Origin of the sequence: Neobacillus soli NBRC 102451 (assembly GCF_001591665.1) — a bacterium.
GTDB lineage: Bacteria > Bacillota > Bacilli > Bacillales > Cytobacillaceae > Neobacillus > Neobacillus soli.
This window is the reverse complement of sequence record NZ_BCVI01000047.1, coordinates 1-20,418: the sequence shown is the minus strand read 5'-3', so window position 1 is coordinate 20,418 and position 20,418 is coordinate 1. Positions and strand designations below refer to the sequence as shown.

Below are 20,418 nucleotides of genomic sequence, written 5' to 3'. Positions count from 1 at the left end.
ACTTAATCCATAGGCATATTAATTAACGCTCTCCTCATTTTTTAACAATTGAGCAGGGTCTTCTTTAGTATTGTCATTTTTCTATTCTTGAAGAAACTTATTTTCATGGTAGTTCAATAAGAAAAGGCTGCCGTAATTAGCAGCCAGATTTTAAGGAAAGCCCCCTTTAGCTTAAGTGAAGTTCTTCGCAATTCAGCTGTTACACAAAAAAGAGTTATTTTAACACTAAATAAATAAAGACAAATCACAAGGATTTCTTAGAAAACAGTCTCTAAAAATAGCACTAGCGCCGTTCCATTTTTCTGTTTTGTACATACTTTGTGATTACGAACGAAAAGAAAGCACTGTACATGGCAGATGGTGCTTACGGAGCTGGTTTTGCTCTAATCATTGTATGTTTATATTTCTTATCATCGTTGGAGCAGCTTGGTATTAAAAGACCCCAATAACGGCTGGAGGTGTGCAAAACAACACACCTGTCCAATCCACTATTTTGTAAATACATAATTCATTTCAAAAAAGACTATTAAAATGAAAAAAATAAGATCAATTAAAGGGGTTAAGTACATGATCAACGTTTTATTTGTATGCCTGGGGAATATTTGCCGTTCACCGATGGCTGAAGCTTTGTTTCGCAACTTAGTCAAAAAAGAAAATTTGAAAAACAAAATCGCAGTTGATTCCGCTGCAACCAGTTCATGGCAAATCGGCTTCCCCCCGCACGAAGGAACTCTTGATATTCTGAAGAAATACTATATCTCTTCTAATGGGCTTGTTGGACGCCGACTAAAAAAAGAAGACTTTTGGAAATTCGACTATATTATCGGTATGGACGAAAGCAACATAAAAAATATTTACAGGATAACCGGCAAGCCTAATCATCCAAAGATCATTAGGCTGCTCGACCTGACCAAATACAGGAAAGATGTCCCCGATCCATTTTATACAGGTGATTTTGATGAAACCTATCGTCTTGTTTCAGCTGGCTGCCGGGTATTACTCAATAAAATACGTATCGAACAAAACTTATAACAACAAGGCATCCATCTTAATCCGACGATCAAAACAATTTATATTTCACTGAACCAATTTTTTGAAATTGTAAAATCTGTTTACTAAACAAAAATTCCAACACAACACCGGCTTCGAGCCGAATATTGTTTGTGAATACTTAAGTATTGCGATCATTATCGCGTTAGTAGTCGCTGGGATGGGAGCTACTATTCTGCCAAAGTCAGTGATGTCTTCCTTTCCGATTTCGGAGATTAAGATGTAAGTTTTACTTGATGCAACTTTTCAATCTGTTATTGGTATAGTATGGCTAAGGGAACGTCATCTTCCCAAGAGTGCACGGGCTTTATCGATACTCTTAAGAAAGATCATTAATAATTGTAGCTTATAACCATGTTGGCTGAACGGTGACTTAATCAATTTATTCACCACTATTGAAGTAAACTGCCCGTTAGCTTAAGTACAATCCTTCACAACCTCTCCTATATTGCTCATTAATCATTATAAAAATATGGTGTATTTTGTTGCTATTCGCTTTCGGGACCGTAATAGCGGATAAGCTATACACAATCTATTTTAACTATAAATTAATTTTTTTAGTGAAACTAAATCTGTACCCTTAGCGTAAAAAGAAAAAGAGCTGCCGCAGCAACCCTTTCTACACTAAAGCACCCGTTTCTTCAAGTGTAATCCTTCACAAAGTTGATATGTAACGGGTTAGTTTAAGAGATGTTTCAATCGTAGATTAGAAATAAAAAGAAGTTTAAATCACATACTTTTATGTAATTCCGTATTAAGTTTCATCCTTTAGAGTACTTCTAAAATCGCACAGAAGCCAACCAATCCTCATCTTTTTTAATCCTATGTTATCACTTCTTATTTTTGATTAAATAAAGAAGCCTTAGCATGCTTTTACCGTCCTTTGTAGTTCTTCTCTTACTTTTTTTACTCCCTAATCCTATAGCTCTATAAGATACTCCAGTTTGTGGCAGTCAATTCTATAACGAAAAGTACCCATTTGTGAAAAAGTAACAAGCGTTTCTACTTATTGTAGAAACGCAACTGGGCAAAGCTCTAAATTTTTCTATTAATGGTACGGGTACGATGGATAAGGGTAAGGGTAAGGATAATAGTATGGGTAAGGGTAGCCGCCAATGCCTGGTCCACCTAAACCAAGACCTGGATAATAACCAAGTCCTGAGCCTGGTCCTCCTAAACCAAGACCCGGTGCAAAACCAACGCCAGAGCCAGGTGCACCTATACCTGGACCACCAAAACCAAGACCAGGACCAAAACCAGCCCCAGAGCCTGGTCCGCCTAAACCAAGACCTGGAGCAAAACCAACGCCAGAACCAGGTGCACCTATACCTGGACCACCAAAACCATGACCATGACCTGGACCATGACCATGACCATGACCTGAGCCAGGTCCACCTAAACCAATCCTCTCAAATGTTGGACTATAAGCATTATAATTAAGAATCACATTCATCCTCCTCATTTGACTTACATTAGAGCATATGAATTTTGGGGATAAATTCCTGGGTATTCGTCCTGATTCTTAAAATATTATATGACAAATGCGGATAGGGTAATTATTTAAGCTAACCTGCCTACGTTAATACAACAAGAAGAATGGTGCCCTAGCAATCCCTTTATACGAATAAAAGATCGTTAAAAATTAACCAGAGAGAAAAAAGGCTAAAGAGTATATTTAAGGACGTCCCATATAAATGGGTAAAACCATTTTGGTTGGGCATATATGTTGTGGGAACGATGCTAACAACAATCTTCCCCATTACAAAACAAGGGAGTGAAATAGATGAATCATAATAACGAACGCAATCGATACGGTGGAAATACAAACCAAGGTGACAACAACGCTACGAACCAAGCTGGTAACAATACGACTAACCAAGGAGGTAGTGACGTTGCCGAAGCGGTAGGTACTGTTGGCGGTGGTGCTGCGGGAGCTATGGTAGGTTCGATGTTTGGACCACTTGGTACTGTTGCAGGCGGTCTTGCAGGTGGTGCACTCGGTAACCAAATTGGCGAAGGTGCTGGCGGAGGTAACAATGCTACTGCCAACAACCGTAATGGCAGCAATAACAGCGGTTCTATGAACAAGTAATTAAATATATGGGGCGTGAGGAATCCTCCGCCCTCATTTTTATTTAAAAAAAGAAATTGGGTTGTGTTCAAACAGCACTAGAACAGATTATAAACATTTTAAAATGGATTTCTTTATTGTTCAGTAATCCGTTAAAATTATTACTTTTATATAAATGAGCCCTATTCGTATTTTTTGTTTCTTCATTCTTGTTCAACAATCCTGACCCGTTAGCACAATAAGAAAATCTGCCACAATTGTCAGCTCTGAGCTTTCGCTAAAGCACCCGTTAGCCATTCATAAAGCGCAAAATCGGCGCTTCACCACAGAGAATGAAAATGGTTATAACCCGTCAATACTGAATATACGGCTGGGAGAGGAAGGTCGATGAACTATGGTGCGTTAGAGCCCATCCGTTAGTCTGACTCCAACGACCACGGTGCACCACTGACTGTCGCTCCCTTACGGGAAGCACACATGGTAGATTAATCCTATTCTGGTTGCTGCACCAGCCTCTTATAATTAGTGCCGTAGAAAGGATGTTTTCAATGGATGTAGTCATTGAAAGAGCATGTGGTATGGACGTTCATAAGGACAATATTACTGCATGTATTGTGACACCTGAAGGAAAGGAGATTCAAACGTTTTCTACTAAAACTGTATTTCTATTACAGTTGGTTGACTGGGTTAAACAACATAATTGTACCCATGTCGCCATGGAAAGCACGAGTGTTTATTGGAAGCCTATTGTGAATTTACTAGAAGCTGAGGATATCGAGTTTTTAGTGGTGAATGCCCAACATATGAAGGCTGTTCCAGGACGAAAGACAGATGTGAAGGATGCAGAATGGATCGCTAAACTTCTTCGCCATGGATTACTTAAAGCAAGTTATATCCCTGACCGAAATCAACGTGAATTGCGTGAACTCGTTCGATATCGTCGAAGTATTATCGAAGAACGAGCCAGACAACATAATCGAATCCAAAAAGTGTTAGAAGGCGCGAACATTAAGTTGGGATCTGTGGTTTCAGATGTGTTGGGTGTTTCAGCATGAGATATGCTTGATGCCATTGCAGATGGTGAAGAGGACCCTGAAAAACTAGCAAACTTCGCTCGACGCAGTATGAAGAAGAAGAAAGAAGAACTGGAACTCGCCCTAAAGGGCTATATCAATTCACATCAACGCCTCATGTTAAAAACCATTTTAGGTCATATTGATTTTCTTACGGAGCAAATCGAGATGCTTGATAAGGAAGTTGCGGACAGAGTCAGCTCTCATCAAGAAGATATATCACGATTGGATTCGATTCCTGGTATAGCGACCAGAATGGCTGAGCAAATTCTATCCGAAATTGGGACTGATGTGAAGAAACAATTCCCCACTGCGGCTCATATGTGTTCTTGGGCAGGATTAGTTCCTGGGCAAAATGAAAGCGCTGGAAAAAGAAAATCAGCCAAAACTAAAAAAGGAAATAAGTATTTAAGATCAGCGTTAACAGAAGCAGCTCATTCAGGAAGAGGATCCAAAAACTATCTCGGAGCACTGTATAGACGTACAGCATCCCGAAAGGGTAAGAAACGTGCTGGTATTGTAGTCGCTCACGCAATGCTACGTATCTCTTATTATCTCTTAACCCGAAAAGAAATGTATGTAGACTTAGGCGAAGACTACTTTGATAAGAAGAGACAACAATCAATTGTTCGACATTCTCTGAGAAGACTCGAAAGTTTAGGATACACCGTTACGCTCGAAGAACCTAAAGCTTCTTAATCCGTTCACTTTATTACCATAGATCAATGAAATTGGCGCTCTCCCCTTTTTTAAAAAACGAATTAGCTGCGTCCTCTTTAGTATTGCCTTTTTCACTTTTTTACAGAAGTTAATTTTCATGGTAGCTTAAGTACAATTATTCACAAACTTTATTTGTAGGGCTGAAAGTCCACTGATTTTGCTTGATACATTTTTTCACGATATCCATAAGTAATAATAACTTCACCAATAAAGTGTGCTGGAGAAACTTGTGCGGCTAACCTAGCGATAAGGTGATTGTTTTCTACTTCATATTTAATAATGCCTCCAAAATATATATCTTTAAATACATTCTCAGGCTTGATACCTACTGGACTTATATCTACAACATATTGCTTATTTCCAATACTTATTTCCCCTTCAGTTGGTGTTAACCTGGTTTTTGCATTTTTCAATACTACTGCAAGGGGGTTATCAACAAGTAGCTCGCCAAATCGATTAGAATCTATTTCAAATACATAAACTTCTTCATCTAAAGCACCAGTACCATAACCTTTCGTCAGGATTATGATTAACTCTTTCTTTTCATCCTTGTTGATGTCTTCGTAATATATTTGCGGGGCATAAGTTGGGTTTATAACGTTCATCCAAAAAGGTCTTGAGGCAATCCTTCCCTTAAAGTCAATTTTGAAGTCATAATATAAATCATCGATTTTTTTGGCATAGATAGTTATATCATCCTTACCTGACTTCGCCACCATATCGTACCCTTTAATAGTTGCCCCTGTTTTATAAGGGGCAATAACAAGAAGAAATGCCATTATAAAGATAATGTATCTTTTCATTAGTTCACACCTCATTTTAGTGTTCCCTAATCCTTATTCCACGAAACTGCCCCGTTTGTCGAACAGGACAAAATTCCAGCTCTACACCTAAATTCTTGCCCCCGTTATTTACATAAGAATTTCTTTAATTGCTGATTATAAAAGAAACTGGAATGGAGGATTTTTATGAAAAAAAGCCTTTTAATATTGATTTCCTGCTTCACTATTTTCTCTTATTCTCCCGTTCAAGCCGAAACCGTAACTAAAAATGATGTATAGTTGCGTGATGACTTGATTTACATTTTGCTTGTTCCTTTAATTTATAAAGAAATAGAAAAACAGTACGGCAAACCTAAACAGTTTTATTGTGGTAACATTATCCAAGTTAAGAAGCTAGAACAAGGCAGCTACTACTTTGATGTTACCGTACAGGTAACGACATTTGAAGGAGCCCACAATCCACCTAATGATTTAGTGACCATCACGTTCAGTAATCATCGTACTCCAGATTGGCGGTTGGTTGATTTCAAAAGCAGAAGGTTAAAGCCAAACGAAGAACAATGCAGATAACCTTTATAAAAGGGAGGCTTTTTCTTCGGTTCTACTTAAACTGCTTCGTTAGCACAACAAAAAAAAGGAACCTAAGCAATTCTTCTCCAACTCTTGCACCTGTTAGCTGAATAAGAAACTTATTTTGTAGATACTTTTAGCCAGATTTTGTTCCAATAACAACTGTTGCATCCAATTCTTCATCTCTAACTATTTTGGTAATTAGTCCAGCTTTAACAAATATTTCAAAGGTTTTTTCACCCTGCATTTCACTCGTCTCTATCAATAGATGACCCCCAGGAACAAGCCAGTGGAGAGCATTTTCCGCTACCAGACGATGAAGGTCTAGTCCATCCTTTCCTCCATCAAGTGCCACTTTTGGTTCATATAAACGTGACTCTCTGGGAAGGAGTTTTACTGAGTCAGTAGGAACGTAAGGTGCGTTAGCCACTATGATGTTTACTTGACCTCTCAATGAATGAGGTAATGCATCATATAAGTGACCTTGATAAACGTGACCACCAATCTTAGTTATGTTACTCGAAGCACATTGTACAGCAATGGGGTCAATATCAACGGAGTGCAATAAAATCTTTTTAAGGTCGGTTGCTATTGCAGCACCAACAGCACCAGACCCGCAACATAAATCCAAAATAATATCATTTGGGCGGGTTAAAACTTTTGCTTGCTGAACCAGAAACTCCGTTCGTCGACGAGGTATAAAAACTCCCTGTTCGACTTCTATTCGTAGACCACAAAACTCTGTAAACCCAAGCACGTATTCAAGCGGTAAACCACTTACTCGTTTTTCAACCATATTCATTAGTTCCTCTATACTTCTAGCCTCAGAGGTAAGTAACTGTGTTTCTTCTTCAGCGAAGATACAACCCTCGGTCCGTAGTCTGTTGATTATGCTTTTTTCAGTTTTATTATCTAAAAATAAATTAACTTTCTGTCCTATTAATCTCACCGCTTCCAAAACACAAGTTATTTATCTTTTATATTCTACAAATAATATAAGTGTCCTTCTTCATGACAGATAGGTAAGGGTTTGAAGTTATCGCCCCCTTTTCCCCCTGCTCGCACCGTAGGTGCAACTTTCATCGCATACGGCGCTCCAACTAGTCCAATTCATTCAATTCTATGTATTTAAATAAAGCATAATTTGGTACCAAATTTAGATTGCACGGTTTCCGCAATTCATTGACCTTTGATTTTCCATCACTTGTCTCATGGTGTAGTCTGGTATTAAGAAAATCCTTGATGGCATAATTCATTTTAATCGCTTGCGAGCGTGTACGGCACAATACCTTGAAATCATCAGCGTATCTAACAATGTAACATTCTTTTAGGTTTGATTTATTGAGTGCTTTTACTTTGCTTCCATTATGCTTATATTCATGATTGCTTTTAAACGTTTCCCATTGATTACTTACCCACCAATCGAGTTCATTTAGAACGATATTCGATAAAAGTGGCGAAAGGATACCACCTTGCGGGGTTCCTTTTGTTGGTACACCTTCTCCTTCAATCTCTGCTTTTAATATCTTTGAGATGATAGAGAGTAATGTTTTATCTTTGATTCCAAGTGACCATATTTGTTTAAGTAATTTACTATGATAAACGTTATCAAAAAATCCCTTTATGTCTACATCTATACAATGATAGAGTCCCACCATATTTACAAGCGATTCCAACCTTGCTTTCGCATGATGAGTGCTTCTATTCGGTCTGAAGCCATAACTGTGTTTATGAAACTTTGCCTCGCAAATGGGTTCTAATACTTGTAAGATACATTGTTGGAGAATTCTGTCCCATATCGTTGGGATTCCTAATGGTCTTACTTTCCCATTTGCTTTAGGAATGAGGACACACCGAACACTGTCTGGTTCATATGCTTGAAACATATTTTTGACATGTTCGATTACCTTTTCTACTGATAAAAATTTAATATCATCAATCGTTAACTCATTTGTCCCTGCCGTTTTACTCCCTGTATTTCTCTTGATATTTCGATAAGCAAGACGTATATTTTCATTGGAACTAATCAATTTCATTAAGTTATAGAATTTTTGACCATCGACACTTTGAACGTATAAATTATCAAACTAATGTTGCATATCGTAATATTCATTGTGTCTCAGTTTCTTCCGTTTCAACAAGTCGGTGACTCCCTTGGGAGTTGAACCTCTTTTAGTCTCACAAGAACCTTATTAACCGATAAAGAACTGTCTTACATGGTTGAATGATTCTTCAATTTGGTGATATACACATTTCTATGTATTGCAGGTTTAGACCCGTACATTCAGAAGTTCGTCAGCTTAACCATTTCTTTTAGGTTTATTCGCATTCTCACCATATTCATTCAACTCAAGCATCATGAGTTACACCACCCCCGCGGGTAGGCTTTCGTCAGCCGAACTGATACGGTAAATTCTCACGCCTTTTTGCCGAGCTTATAACACTATTATTCTTACTAAATCCAGTGCTAATCGACTCAGAGAGAACCCTTCAAGGCGTTACCCTATCATTTGATTCTTCGATATAATCCTTCAATTCCAACGGAATTGTCTAGTCTTTACCAGAGTGATGTAACCATCCTCCATTTAAACTAGAAACATTTCGCACAACTAATCTGCCCCTTTAGTTCAATAAAAAAAGCATTACCCCTTTGTTGAAGTAATGCTACCCGTTAATTGAAGAAGATTACCAAAATTTATGCAAAACTAATTCGAATGATTTGAAATTAATGGAGTATGTTTTTCCCATTTCCCTTGTAAATTCCCCCAATAATCTCCAGTTTGTTTATCAAAAATCATATCGTAATCATCCGACGTTTTGATATATTCATAACGATTTTGTTCTTGTTGTATCTTTATGACATTATCTTTTTTGAATCTTAAAGATTGTGAAATAAACCAAGAACCTAGAACGATACATAGCCCCAAAAAAATAATAGAAAAAGCCATTAGGTTTTTACTCATAAATACCCCCATATTTCTCCTTTTTAAAAGTCATATTCCAAAACATTAATCAATATTCCTTCTTCAACTTATCTGCACCGTTATCATAAAAAGAAAAAGCCGCCATTATGGCAGCTGGATCTTCAACTCTTGCACCCGTTAGTTGAATAGGAGAAGTGAAGCATATTCAACAATTGCGCCCGTTTAAGACAAAACAAAAGATTATAAATCAAGAGAATAGTAATTAGGCTTAGAGATACTTTCTTCAACTAACGATGCACATCGTTTCATTTTGTTTTTCAATGTTAAACTTCAAACTGTTTTAAATGGTGGTCAAGGTGCTTGTATATTCCTTTACCCCATTGTTCAGAAGTAAGCTTCCCAAAAAAAGGATGTGGATGAGTTGTGCACTTCTCTGGTCCGTTATTTTGGAAAGTGATAATTTTTTGTTTAAGCTTCTCTTTTTCTATCTCAAATTCTCTATTATCTGCAATCAAAATGGTTGGAATAGTAGACATATTACGGGGCAATGTCTTTTCATTGTATACGATTTGTTTTGCAAACCTTCCCACTATTATTCCTAACCAACTCCTTGGTGGAAAAGAATTTCCCATTGCAATATCTTGGAAAGCCGAACAATGCGCTAGCATTTGGGCAACATCCATTTTTCCCCATTGTGGTTGTGAATTTGGACTCAATTTGTCAATGCGCTTTAAAATTTCTGCTGTATGCATAGGATTAAAAATATTTTTCATTAGTGCATATCCCCTTTAATTATAATGAGTCAAGCTTCTTAACTTATTTGGCCCGATAGTTGAACACAAGTTAAACAACACTGTTCTACTAAACTGCGGAGTTCAATAAGCAAAAGCTACCCCTACAGGCAGCCACTTGTTTGCTAAAGCACCCGTTAGCTTAATAAGAATATCTTTAATTGTTCATTCTAAGAGAAACTTGGAATGGAGGATTTTTATGAAAAAAAGCCTTTTAATATTGATTGCCTGCTTCACTTTTTTCTCTTATTCACCCATCAAAGCTAAAACCATAGCAAAAAACGATGTACAGTTGCGTGATGACGTGATCATTAATTTGCTATTTCCCTTTATTTATAAAGAAATCGAGAAACACTACGGCGAACCTAAACAGTTTTATAACCAAAAGATTCTCAAAATTAAAAGGTTAAGAGAAGGCAGCTACCTATTTAATGTCACTGTGCAGGTAACAACATTTGAGGGAGCCCATAATCCTCCATATGATTTAGTGACCATTACTTTTAGTAATAAGGTTTCCGAAGACTGGAGGGCTATTGATTTCAAAAGCAGAAGGTTGAAACCTAACGAAAATTAATGAAGCATCCTTTGTAAAAGGGGTGCTTATTTCTTCCTTCATTTTACCAGCCATCCCAATCTTTAGCTCTTGCACCCAGTTAGCTCAATAACGTTCTTCGTATTCCAAATACCATTCAGGCTTATTATGTCTTAATATACCAAGGGCTTCAGTTCTAGCAGGTTCTTCAAGGCTATTGAGGACATCATAGTTGATTTGATTCTTTCTAATCCAATTTTCTGCTAATGATTCACCACAACTTGCCCGTACCATTTTTTCATCCTTTAAATTATTTGCAACGCTGATTAAAGCTGAGACAACCTTATCATCGATAAATTCAGAAAGATAAATGGCACAGTCATCACGGGTAGCGTCATCTACCTGTTCATCAAGCAATATTTCAATCAACTTCGCCTTATCCATAATGCCAATGCCATCCTTTCTTTAACTCTTGCCCCCGATAGTTTAAGTACATTGCTTCACAAACTCACTAAAATCCCTTCCATTAATGATAGATTTTGTTATACATTAGTTCTTATGGAGGATATTTTAATGTATTTGTTGAATATACCTGTTATAGTTCTTAAAGTTTTTATTTCATTAAGTGGATGATTAATTTTTTGAAGGAGTATAATGATATGTCCAGTCTGCAATATAAACCTTTTGTTTTCATTGAAGATATTCATCAAACTATTTTAACTTCAATCTGCAAGTATTTTAATAATAATATCCAATCAAAAAAAGTTAATGAGTATGCATATTTAGTTACCCAAAAAAGCCCCTATAAATTAGAAAAAATTTATTTGTATTGTTTATTAAATGAATTTACAGAAGAAATCTATTTAGGCTTTACACGAAATATTAAGAAAACCTTAAAACAACGCACTGACATACTTCAATTGTTAGGAAGCGATGGGGAAGTTGTTCTTCATTCTTTATTTATATTACATATTGAAAATGGTTTAGTAAATAATTTAGAAAAGTTTAAAAAAACAATAGAAAAAGCATTTATCAATAAAAGATTTAGTGTTTTCAATAAAGATAGAAAAGTTACACGCAAAGAAGAAATAATTGATGAATTAATGGATAAAATTGCAGGTAATGAGTCAATACAATTTTCCATGGCCCTTGAATCTGACGGGTTGGATTGGGAAGCCTATAAAGCGAATAAAAATGCAAGAAAAGAGCTAGAAAAAGTCAAACAGGAATCATTAAAAAAATTGAAGAACTTCATAGATACAGATTTTCTTTCACAATAGTATTCAGCCCATTATTAGCTGTATACCTCCGAATATTGCTTTTAAATTAGAGATTTCATAGTAAATTTTTTCATTATTTCAACAAAGTATTTCCATGACTTTTAGATAATTCAATCTCCTTCTTCAAGTAACCTGCTTCGTTAGCGGAACAAGAAAAAGGGCTAACGCAGCAAACCTTCTTCAACTCAAGCTACCCGCTAGTTAAAGAATAAATTTTACAAATCGCTAACGTACTTCTTTATCTACTGAAGTGTAATTTGAATTTAGAATTAAATCAACTAATCCATAGCGATCAACTAATTTCACATTATTAGATTCAGCAAGTTTTATTGCTGATGTTGTATAAAAATTATTAGTAATTACCCAAGCCTCGTGTGCTCTATAGTAATCTCTAGCTGAATTAATTTCTTGTACAGCCCTGATACCTACCTTTTTTTGATATCTCTTAACTTGAATTACAACTCGTTCTTTTCCTTCTAGTATAAGATCCGCACCAAAATCACTAGATGCTTGTGTTTTTCTTGCTAGGATTCCAAGCTTTTTAAATAGCACTACTAAATATTGCTCGAATTCAATACCGTCCATTACATCAATATCTTGAATACCTGCTTTACTTAAACGCTCTTCCAATTCAAATTGCACTTTTAATTGCTCTAAATATTCTTTTCGCTCAGCCTTCTCAAACCTCCAACCTATAAAAAGCGCAAAAGAACAGCCTATTATTATTAATAACCATAATGAATCATCCAAAATTTTATTCTCCTTTTTAACACCATATTACCACTTCAACTATATCCTGTTTGTTTTTTTAGTAATTTCTTTAAATCCTTTTTGAGCTAAACTGCCACTTTAGTTGAAGAAGTATCGCCGGGCTCGTTTTGATGAAATCAAAAGTCGTTGTTTATATATTAACATTGAAAAAAACTTTACATTTCAATGTTTCGCATATTTTAATTCTAGATATCAAGCTGAAGTGGCAAGGAGCATTCTTTATGCCCGAGCATGTAAAGATGATGCATGATGCAAAAAGAGATGAATTAAGAGTAAATAAGCCGATTTTAGATGAATACCAAATCGAAGAATATGAACAAATAATGCATCAAGCGATGGAGTTTAACTTTAAAGTGAAACTAAAAGTTTGGGAAGATGGATTCATCCAGGAATATACTGGAATGTTGCGTCGTTTGGATGAATTAAACAAGGTCATTTATTTGGAAATAGATGATAATAATCTAATAAAAAAGCGATTCAGCGATATTGTAGGAATTGATCAAATTTAAAAGCAATCAAACCATTTTTTTAGTTGAATCATAAAAAGCGCCCAAAATGCACGCTTTTTAAAGACCTGGTAAAAGCTCTTCTATAGAAAAGAGCTTTTACTTATGATACTGTTGTTCGTTATCTTTCTTTAGTTTCCACTCGATCCATTCAACACATTTATAAAGAATAAATAACATGCACCATGGTACACCAAAGGCATATATAAGTAGACCAAAAGATTTATCCTCAAATCCAAAAACTGCCTGCCCCCACTCGACATAGGATAGAAAAAAATTAAGCGGAACGTTGATTGCCCATAATAAAAGAGGGAGAGTACAGATTACCAAAATCATAATTATCCATAGAAAGCACCCAGTATTCCCATAATAATATCGATATCGACGCACCGTATTCACACTCCTAAAAAAAATTCTTTGCTAAGGAATCCACCTCTTCACCATTGTTCGCGGAGGAATAAATCTCACTTATAGGTTCAATTTTATGCAGTTCCGGATTTCTTTTGGAACCTGGAGTAGTCTTGCATCCACTTTTTAAAAACGATCCGATCTTTCGAATAGAATTTCAATAGTTTTATTGCTGTGATTTCAACATCCCCGATATACAATCCGTATTTGGAAAATAGCCATTTTGACTGAATTATATTTATTGTCGACATCAAAAGAAATAAAATAATTCGTGCAGCTAAGAATGCAACAAGAACCATATATTGCTTGGTTATAAACATTACACCGAATAGTGCTATGTACGGAATAAAAAACCTTAATAATAATTCATACACCATAAATATCAAACCATAAATCAAATTAAATATTCCCATTAGGGTAAATGACTGGGATACTACAAAACCAAAAGTATATAACGCTATTATTATAATCCCTGCATTAATTGGGCTTACGTCAGTAAACATCAAAATTATTGCACCAATCAAGGATAAAAAACCTCTAAATGAATCAAAAGCTTCGATGGATGTGAACCAGGCTCCGACATCATCCTCTCTTTCGAGATATTCAAAACAATAATCCGGGTTTAATCTTACCTTTAATCCATGATGGGTTATAAATCCATTGTGATTATTCATTTTTACCCCCCTTTTAATTATAGGCTTATATTCATGGTAATTATTTCATAGTCCAATAATTTTGACAATCCCATTCTCCATTACTTGGTCCTTTATGCAAAATCTTGGTTGCACTTTTGGTTGTACGCTTTTGACCACTCTCCCGATGACATTGGTTTAAATGTAAAAAGAGTTAGAGGTTGGTTTTCACAGGGATTAAAACACGGTGTATTACCTAGCCTTGACCCCACTCGATTAAAAGTAACTGGCTTCGAATTAAAAAGTGGTTTTATAAAAGAGACATAAAAAAGATTATCGAAAGATAAAAGGTTTCAACAAATTCTTTAAATGCTGTTGGTCAATACTAACAGCATTTTTTATTGACAAGAATTTTTGTCTGGATTAAAAAATTTATGGGAGGAGATATTTTTTGTGCCGGGTCATTAAGTTTGATCGGAGAAGTCATCCGGATTAACGGGTTCTGTTTTGAAATACAAAACTTAAAATAGTTGGAGAGTTAACAGGTTAAATCGCACACAAAAAGACACCGTAATTAGCACGGTGTTTTTTGTGTATTTATTATTATTTCTTATTTCACTAAAGCACCCCTTTAGTTCAACAAGATTTGTTTAGTCCACTTGTCTGCATTGTAAACGGCTTTCACTTTCAGAAATACCTTTTTTTATTGTAATTTTATTTATTTTAACACCACTTTCTGGAGTATCGGTCAGCGTAATATGAATTCTATCATAGGGAATATCACCATGATGTGCAGCATAATTTAACGCACTTGCGTGAACGATATGTCTTCTTTTATACCCATTTATTCTTTTCAATATTGATTCGTGGACACATTATAAAATCTGAGTAGGTTTTATCAAGGTAGGAATAGTATCTGGTATATAAGGTTTCTTCAAGCAGTTCTTCTTGGGTTGGTCCACCTTCGAGATTTATTTTAGCCCTTGCATTTGAATATGAAGAAATCAATCCGACAAACAGCAGAGATATTATCATTAACTTTCTCATAAAAAATAAGTTCACCTCTAATCTTAAATATTTGTAGGTATTTTCCCCATAATTTTTTACTCGATACTTATTAAACTATCCTGCCCGTTAGCCATCCATGAAGCGCAAAAATCGGCGCTTCACCACAGAGAATGAAAATGGTTACCCTTGCCTATACTGTTTCTACGGCTGACGAAGAAGGTCGATCTATGGTGCCATAGAGCCCATCCGTTAGTCTGACTCCAACGATCACGGTGTACCACCGACTGTCGCGCCCTATATGGGTAGCACTCATGGGAGATTAATCCTTATTCTAGTCGTTGCGTCAGCCAATTCTATACTTTTAATAGAAGGAAGGTTTTTGATTACCTGTCAACTCAATAATGAACTCTCTGAAGGCTCAGCCTTTTTTTAAAAAGCGTTTTTACTGGGTCAATTTTGTTATGCATTTATCTGGATTTTGAGCTTTTTGAATAAATCAACTGTGTAAGGATAAAAATTCTTTGGTTATAGAACTCAATTGATTACTGATATTATGTGAATTAAGAACATCTTGAAAAACATTTAAGTAGTATCTCTTTTGGTCTCCCGTAGTACCATTAATTATTCGATTAAGCATCCATACGGTGTGAGAAGTCGGAAACCTTTGTATGGATTGAACCAACTTTTCTTCATAACCATCACCGTAGAATTGTTCAACAAAATGGACTAATGGACCTGGGGAACCAAAATCAACATCTGGATTCTGTTCTATCAGCTTAAGAATAGGTTCAACAGCATCAAACGCATTTTCATAACTTTCGATTTCTTCAACAACATCATAAGCAATATGGATAAAGTCTTCTATACAAACGGAGTTTTTTAGGATTTCTAATTGTTTATTCAATTTGCCATCCATATAATCACCTCTACATATATGAATTATAACTTAATTCTACCATTTTTCTTCTTCCACTAAACTGCCCCGTTAGCTTAAGTGTACAATGCTTCACAACCTTATATGTATATCCACAATAAAGGGATGAAATCATTTCGATTCCATCCCTTGAAATTCTTAAATCCCATTGTACGAATGATGGGATCCTTAGATAGCCTGCGTATTATACAATCATTTATCAAATGATTTATTTATCACCATCGAAGAAAATTTCTTTTGCCTAAAAGTAAATGCTACTAATAGTCCCAATAAGGCAATTACAGCTTCAATAATCAATGCCATACGAACGGCTTTGGACAAGAGGTTATCCCCCATTCTTCCAATGACCCACTGGTAGTAAAGGCAGCTGAAACTATTGCCATAATTACAGCTAGCCCTAAGGCAGAGCCAATTTGTTGCCCTGTATTTATAATGGCAGATGCAATCCCTTGTTGTTTCATTTCAATACCTAAACTAGCCGCAATAAACATTGTGGTAAATACAAACGCTTGGCCTAAACCTATAACAATCGTCCCTAATATCATTGCCCAAATGGTACCATATATAGTTAATTGGGTAAGAATCATAAGAAAAAAATGTACCCAAAACGTGGTTTGGGTACATACTGATCATAAGCAGTAAAAAGCAAATCCCCATTCAATTGAATGGGGATTTTTATTCTCTAACTTTCATTTGATAACGTTATTAGACTTAATAAATCTTTGATAAAAAAATATAACCAATTGATCGAAATGGTATATGAAAAATCCCAGTCGAATATATGAATAATCAATGGAAATAATTATTCAGAAGACTATTGATTGAGTGATTTATTTCATTTATGTTAGGATTTTCTACTTTCGTATCATGAATGCTATATTTCCTTTTTAGTTGAATAATTCTTTCTGTACTTTCATTTAATCTTTGTTCGGAAATTTCCCCATTTTGAACAGCAGTTTTTAAAGAGGAAGTAATCTTTACAACATTATTAAAGTCATGTCCTACTAAAATAATATCGCTTCCTGCCTTTACTGATTCTACCGCTGCTTTACCAATATCAAAATGTTCTGTAATGGCTCCCATTGTCATATCGTCCGTTATGATTACTCCCGTGAAACTAAGTTGTTTTCTAAGAAGATCTGTCATGACAGCTTTTGACATGGACGCTGGATTAGTTTTATCTAATTGAGGCAATAAGATATGGGCGACCATCACAACATCTGCTCCTTGATTAATCGCACGATCAAACGGAATTAACTCTAGTTCTTTAAGTTCCTTAAAGCTTTTATTTACAATTGGGAGTTCCAGATGGGAATCAACAGATGTATCTCCGTGACCAGGAAAATGCTTAATTGTAGGGATGACATTTTGCGACTGAATCCCTTTCATCGTTTGAATCCCAAGTTTACTTACTAATTCCACATTGTTCCCAAATGATCGATCCCCGATTACTGGGTTATTTGGATTGCTGTTAATATCAAGAACAGGTGCAAAATTGAGATTTAAACCAAATTCTTTTAATTCATGCCCTAAAAGTGTTCCGACTTTATAAGAAAACTCGGGATTATTTACCTGTCCAATCTGTTTATTTGGAGGAAAGTTAACAAGTTCACCTGGCAATCTTGTCACACGTCCCCCCTCTTGGTCAACGCCTAAAAAAAGCGGTAGACTCGAACTATTCCCAGCTTTAAGTTGATTCACAAGTTGAACGGTTTGTGCAGGGGTTTCGAAATTATTTTTGTAAAAAATAATTCCTCCGACATGGAATTGGCTTATTAATTTTTTTGCGTTTGTATCCATTGTGGTCCCGGAAATCCCAGCAAGGACCATCTGGCCAATTTTATCTTCTAAGGTCATTTTAGAAATTACTTCTGAAATGGTTTGATTTTCTTGTTGATTCTGCTCTTTTTCAATTTGTGCTTGTTGATTTGGTGTCTTTTCAAGCTGTGTATAGAGTGAGATATGGTCAACTTTAGGATTTGGCTCCTGCTCTGTTTTTACTGGTAAAACCCATAATAAATCAGTAGAAGCCGTTGCATGATAGACAAGTATCATTTGGTCATGCGTTGAATCTTTATAGTATCGAATGTCATCGGGTTCTCCACCAGTTTTCTCAATTACATTTAAAGATATATTTTGCAGTTCAGAATCATAAGATCGTATATCATTTACAGTCTGATCGGCATAGCCGATTGTAGCATGATGACTTTCATATTCCTCATACCTGCCTTTAGCAGTTTCCGAAATATGGTCTGATTTTCCCCACTCATTAATAACTTCCTTCCATTCTGTTTTACCAGAAACAATGGAAATGTTCGGAACCTTACCTACCTTAGACAGAGTAAATGTTTCTTCTACTAATTTCTCAAGATTTGAATTCTGATTATTCTTTGAATCCACTTTATTTTTACCGGAAGGTTTAGTATTAATTGGGCTTTCTTTAACTGGCATCTGCTCGCTACCATTTTCTTTGATTGCATAATAAACTCCAATGAATAAGGCAAACATTAAAAGTAGAATCGTAAAAATACGAAGCTTATTTCGAGAAGCTCTTTTTCTTTTTGTTTTCATTTTCCAATTCCCCTTTTTACCTTTTTAGGGTATGTTTAGAGTTTATATGTTACCGTTTATTTGTTGTAATAGCTTAAAAGGAATTATTGCAAAAATATCCCTTTTCTCTTTCCAACTCCACAAATATTCATCCACACAGTTCTTTCCAGCAATAATCTTCGGCGAAATGCCCCTCAAATAAAAAAGAGCAACTAACAGGAATATGAATGGGTACATCGATTTTAAATTCACATTTAAATACATGTTGAGATAGTTGAATTATGTTCATGTAAAGCACTTCCTTTAGAATGGTTTGGAATTTCTGATAAACTTAATATATTACAAATTAGTTGGTAATGTAATTACGCACATTTTTGTAACTTAGGAATGAGGTGACTATATTGGGTAACCGTTTAAATGGGTTTGGAGCCTGTAGTATAGAAGTAAAAAAGGCTTGTCCTATAAAAATGACTTTACACACTATAGGTGGAAAATGGAAAGGAATTATTATCGATGTCCTATCTAATCTTTTCGTCAATCCCCTTTAGGCATTCTGTCATCAAATTTGGCAGGATATGCCTTGTGGGAGAATCCCAAACAATACGGTACTTGTTGGTTTTTCTCGTGAGCTTAAAGACACAAATGCGCAAATTTATGCCGTGGTAAGGCTGTTATAGAGTTATTCAATAAGTTTAGTAAAATTAAGGTGCTTATTCAAGCCAGACGCACGTTTGAGTAAAAAAAAGCTGAATTTCCTGATTTGGAAGATTAGCTTTTTCTACTTTGTGAAGAACTGTACTTAAACTAAACGGCCGGTTAGTGGAACAAGCAAAAAAAAGCTGCCGCAGCAGCCACCGTCTTAACCTGACCGATAGTTCAATACCTTACGTTTCCATTTCTACAATCAAGGCAATAATTCCTCCAATATAACCGAAAAGGAGGAGATTATTTTGTTATTATCAAAAACCTAGGAATTTTAGGAATCGGATAAAAAGATTGAAGGATTCTCCCCTCAGACATTAAAAGCATAAAAGCTCCAATTTAAGCTACTTATCCAATACTTTAACTATGTGAATATTGAATCATTGACGACTGATTGGCTGAAAGAATACTTGGCAAAATCCAGTGAGCACCTCAAGCCATCAAGTTGGGCTCATCGAATTCGATTTATTAAATCGATAGGTCACACCAGGAAGGACATATACCGAAAAATCCAGCTGCGAAAATCAAAGAACCTAAACAAGGAAAACGGATTCCAAAATTTTTAACAAAGAGAGAAATAGAACATTAGAGGGAAGCGTGTATTCCTCCAATGGAAAAAGCATTATTTGAATTTATGTTTTCAACAGGTTGTAGAATAGGGGAAATTGTTTCTCTTGATAAGAATTGTATTAATTGGTCAAATCGTTCGAAGGGTGATAAGGAAAGGGAGGTCTACTTTAATAAACGGTGTGAAATCTGGCTCAAACGATACTTGGATCTTCGCCAGGATAAAGACCCAGCTATTTTTGTTACTGAACGGCACCTACATAGAATGAGTATTGGACAAATGAGGTACATCATAAAACGAATATCAAGTCGGGCAGGGATCAACAAAGAAATTCATTCACACCAGCTACGCCACTGCTATGCCACACACCTGTTAAACACCGGAGCTCCCATTGATGTTATTCAAAGTTTACTAGGACACGAAAAAAGCGAGACCACCAGATTTATGCTCAGCTAAGTGGAAGCGTTAGAAGAGAAAATTTACAGAAAATATTTTTAAAAATGGATTGCAAAAGGCAATACTTCGCTGCCTTTTCACTATCGCACC

Annotated in this window: 19 protein-coding genes and 3 pseudogenes; 9 read left to right on the top strand and 13 right to left on the bottom strand. The window is 35.8% G+C overall.

From position 1 onward, the window contains the following. Positions 1-567: 567 nt before the first annotated feature. A complete protein-coding gene (locus BSO02S_RS16515; protein WP_066069704.1) occupies positions 568-1,032 on the top strand; it encodes a low molecular weight protein-tyrosine-phosphatase in 465 nt (154 codons plus the stop codon). Between the two features lie 1,066 nt (positions 1,033-2,098). On the opposite strand, the gene BSO02S_RS16510 is transcribed toward BSO02S_RS16515, so the two are convergent. Then, a complete protein-coding gene (locus BSO02S_RS16510; RefSeq protein WP_066069701.1) occupies positions 2,099-2,497 on the bottom strand; it encodes a hypothetical protein in 399 nt (132 codons plus the stop codon). A 336-nt stretch (positions 2,498-2,833) separates the two neighbouring features. On the opposite strand from BSO02S_RS16510, the gene BSO02S_RS16505 reads away from it, so the two are divergent. Together BSO02S_RS16505 and BSO02S_RS16500 are read left to right on the top strand one after the other, a co-directional pair. Next, positions 2,834-3,142, top strand: coding sequence for a hypothetical protein (locus tag BSO02S_RS16505; protein ID WP_066069695.1), 309 nt, complete (start codon positions 2,834-2,836; stop codon positions 3,140-3,142). A gap of 527 nt (positions 3,143-3,669) precedes the next feature. Next, positions 3,670-4,893: pseudogene (locus BSO02S_RS16500) on the top strand (IS110 family RNA-guided transposase). 149 nt (positions 4,894-5,042) lie between these two features. Here the strand turns inward: BSO02S_RS16500 and BSO02S_RS16495 are convergent. Beyond that, positions 5,043-5,717, bottom strand: a complete 675-nt coding sequence (locus tag BSO02S_RS16495; protein WP_066069691.1) for a hypothetical protein — start codon at positions 5,715-5,717, stop codon at positions 5,043-5,045. Positions 5,718-5,975: 258 nt separating this feature from the next. Between BSO02S_RS16495 and BSO02S_RS16490 the strand changes: the two genes are divergently transcribed. Continuing rightward, on the top strand, positions 5,976-6,266 hold the full coding sequence (locus tag BSO02S_RS16490) for a DUF3888 domain-containing protein (RefSeq protein WP_066069688.1): 291 nt from the start codon (positions 5,976-5,978) through the stop codon (positions 6,264-6,266). Between the two features lie 136 nt (positions 6,267-6,402). Here the strand turns inward: BSO02S_RS16490 and BSO02S_RS16485 are convergent, their stop codons facing one another. The 4 genes and pseudogenes from BSO02S_RS16485 to BSO02S_RS16470 all read right to left on the bottom strand — a co-directional run bounded on the left by BSO02S_RS16485 (position 6,403) and on the right by BSO02S_RS16470 (position 9,963). Further along, positions 6,403-7,206, bottom strand: a complete 804-nt coding sequence (locus tag BSO02S_RS16485) for a putative protein N(5)-glutamine methyltransferase (RefSeq protein ID WP_066069709.1) — start codon at positions 7,204-7,206, stop codon at positions 6,403-6,405. A 229-nt stretch (positions 7,207-7,435) separates the two neighbouring features. Next, positions 7,436-8,404 (bottom strand): annotated as a pseudogene (locus BSO02S_RS16480) (reverse transcriptase domain-containing protein); the annotation flags it as partial. Positions 8,405-8,971: 567 nt separating this feature from the next. Next, complete coding sequence (locus BSO02S_RS16475) at positions 8,972-9,229, bottom strand: hypothetical protein (protein ID WP_066069685.1); 258 nt, start codon at positions 9,227-9,229, stop codon at positions 8,972-8,974. Between the two features lie 284 nt (positions 9,230-9,513). After that, entirely contained in the window at positions 9,514-9,963 is a 450-nt protein-coding gene (locus tag BSO02S_RS16470) for a DUF1569 domain-containing protein (protein WP_066069682.1), read from the bottom strand. Between the two features lie 217 nt (positions 9,964-10,180). On the opposite strand from BSO02S_RS16470, the gene BSO02S_RS16465 reads away from it, so the two are divergent. Beyond that, positions 10,181-10,555: a DUF3888 domain-containing protein gene (locus BSO02S_RS16465; protein ID WP_066069680.1), complete on the top strand. Its 375-nt coding sequence runs from the start codon at positions 10,181-10,183 to the stop codon at positions 10,553-10,555. Positions 10,556-10,639: 84 nt separating this feature from the next. Here the strand turns inward: BSO02S_RS16465 and BSO02S_RS16460 are convergent, their stop codons facing one another. Continuing rightward, positions 10,640-10,957, bottom strand: a complete 318-nt coding sequence (locus tag BSO02S_RS16460) for a hypothetical protein (RefSeq protein ID WP_066069677.1) — start codon at positions 10,955-10,957, stop codon at positions 10,640-10,642. 215 nt (positions 10,958-11,172) lie between these two features. On the opposite strand from BSO02S_RS16460, the gene BSO02S_RS16455 reads away from it, so the two are divergent. After that, the gene (locus tag BSO02S_RS16455; RefSeq protein WP_066069674.1) at positions 11,173-11,793 is read left to right on the top strand and encodes a hypothetical protein; all 621 of its coding nucleotides are present in this window, start codon (positions 11,173-11,175) and stop codon (positions 11,791-11,793) included. 225 nt (positions 11,794-12,018) lie between these two features. Here BSO02S_RS16455 and BSO02S_RS16450 read toward each other — a convergent pair whose 3' ends face one another. Continuing rightward, positions 12,019-12,543, bottom strand: coding sequence for a restriction endonuclease (locus BSO02S_RS16450; RefSeq protein WP_235846937.1), 525 nt, complete (start codon positions 12,541-12,543; stop codon positions 12,019-12,021). Between the two features lie 242 nt (positions 12,544-12,785). Between BSO02S_RS16450 and BSO02S_RS16445 the strand changes: the two genes are divergently transcribed. After that, a complete protein-coding gene (locus BSO02S_RS16445) occupies positions 12,786-13,073 on the top strand; it encodes a YolD-like family protein (RefSeq protein ID WP_066069671.1) in 288 nt (95 codons plus the stop codon). Between the two features lie 479 nt (positions 13,074-13,552). On the opposite strand, the gene BSO02S_RS16435 is transcribed toward BSO02S_RS16445, so the two are convergent. The 5 genes from BSO02S_RS16435 to nagZ all read right to left on the bottom strand — a co-directional run bounded on the left by BSO02S_RS16435 (position 13,553) and on the right by nagZ (position 18,623). Beyond that, positions 13,553-14,152, bottom strand: coding sequence for a hypothetical protein (locus BSO02S_RS16435; RefSeq protein WP_066069665.1), 600 nt, complete (start codon positions 14,150-14,152; stop codon positions 13,553-13,555). Positions 14,153-14,944: 792 nt separating this feature from the next. Next, positions 14,945-15,157 (bottom strand): hypothetical protein, encoded by a 213-nt coding sequence (locus BSO02S_RS27555; RefSeq protein WP_066069664.1) that lies wholly within the window; start codon positions 15,155-15,157, stop codon positions 14,945-14,947. 457 nt (positions 15,158-15,614) lie between these two features. After that, a complete protein-coding gene (locus BSO02S_RS16425; RefSeq protein WP_066069661.1) occupies positions 15,615-16,034 on the bottom strand; it encodes a hypothetical protein in 420 nt (139 codons plus the stop codon). Positions 16,035-16,345: 311 nt separating this feature from the next. Continuing rightward, on the bottom strand, positions 16,346-16,639 hold the full coding sequence (locus tag BSO02S_RS16420) for an MFS transporter (protein ID WP_066069658.1): 294 nt from the start codon (positions 16,637-16,639) through the stop codon (positions 16,346-16,348). Positions 16,640-16,841: 202 nt separating this feature from the next. Beyond that, positions 16,842-18,623 (bottom strand): beta-N-acetylhexosaminidase, encoded by a 1,782-nt coding sequence (nagZ, locus tag BSO02S_RS16415; protein ID WP_066069654.1) that lies wholly within the window; start codon positions 18,621-18,623, stop codon positions 16,842-16,844. A 380-nt stretch (positions 18,624-19,003) separates the two neighbouring features. On the opposite strand from nagZ, the pseudogene BSO02S_RS28665 reads away from it, so the two are divergent. Both BSO02S_RS28665 and BSO02S_RS28660 read left to right on the top strand, forming a co-directional pair. Beyond that, a pseudogene (locus tag BSO02S_RS28665) lies at positions 19,004-19,126 on the top strand (winged helix-turn-helix transcriptional regulator); the annotation flags it as partial. A gap of 788 nt (positions 19,127-19,914) precedes the next feature. After that, positions 19,915-20,328, top strand: coding sequence for a tyrosine-type recombinase/integrase (locus BSO02S_RS28660; RefSeq protein WP_425320379.1), 414 nt, complete (start codon positions 19,915-19,917; stop codon positions 20,326-20,328). The last annotated feature ends 90 nt before the right edge of the window (positions 20,329-20,418 follow it).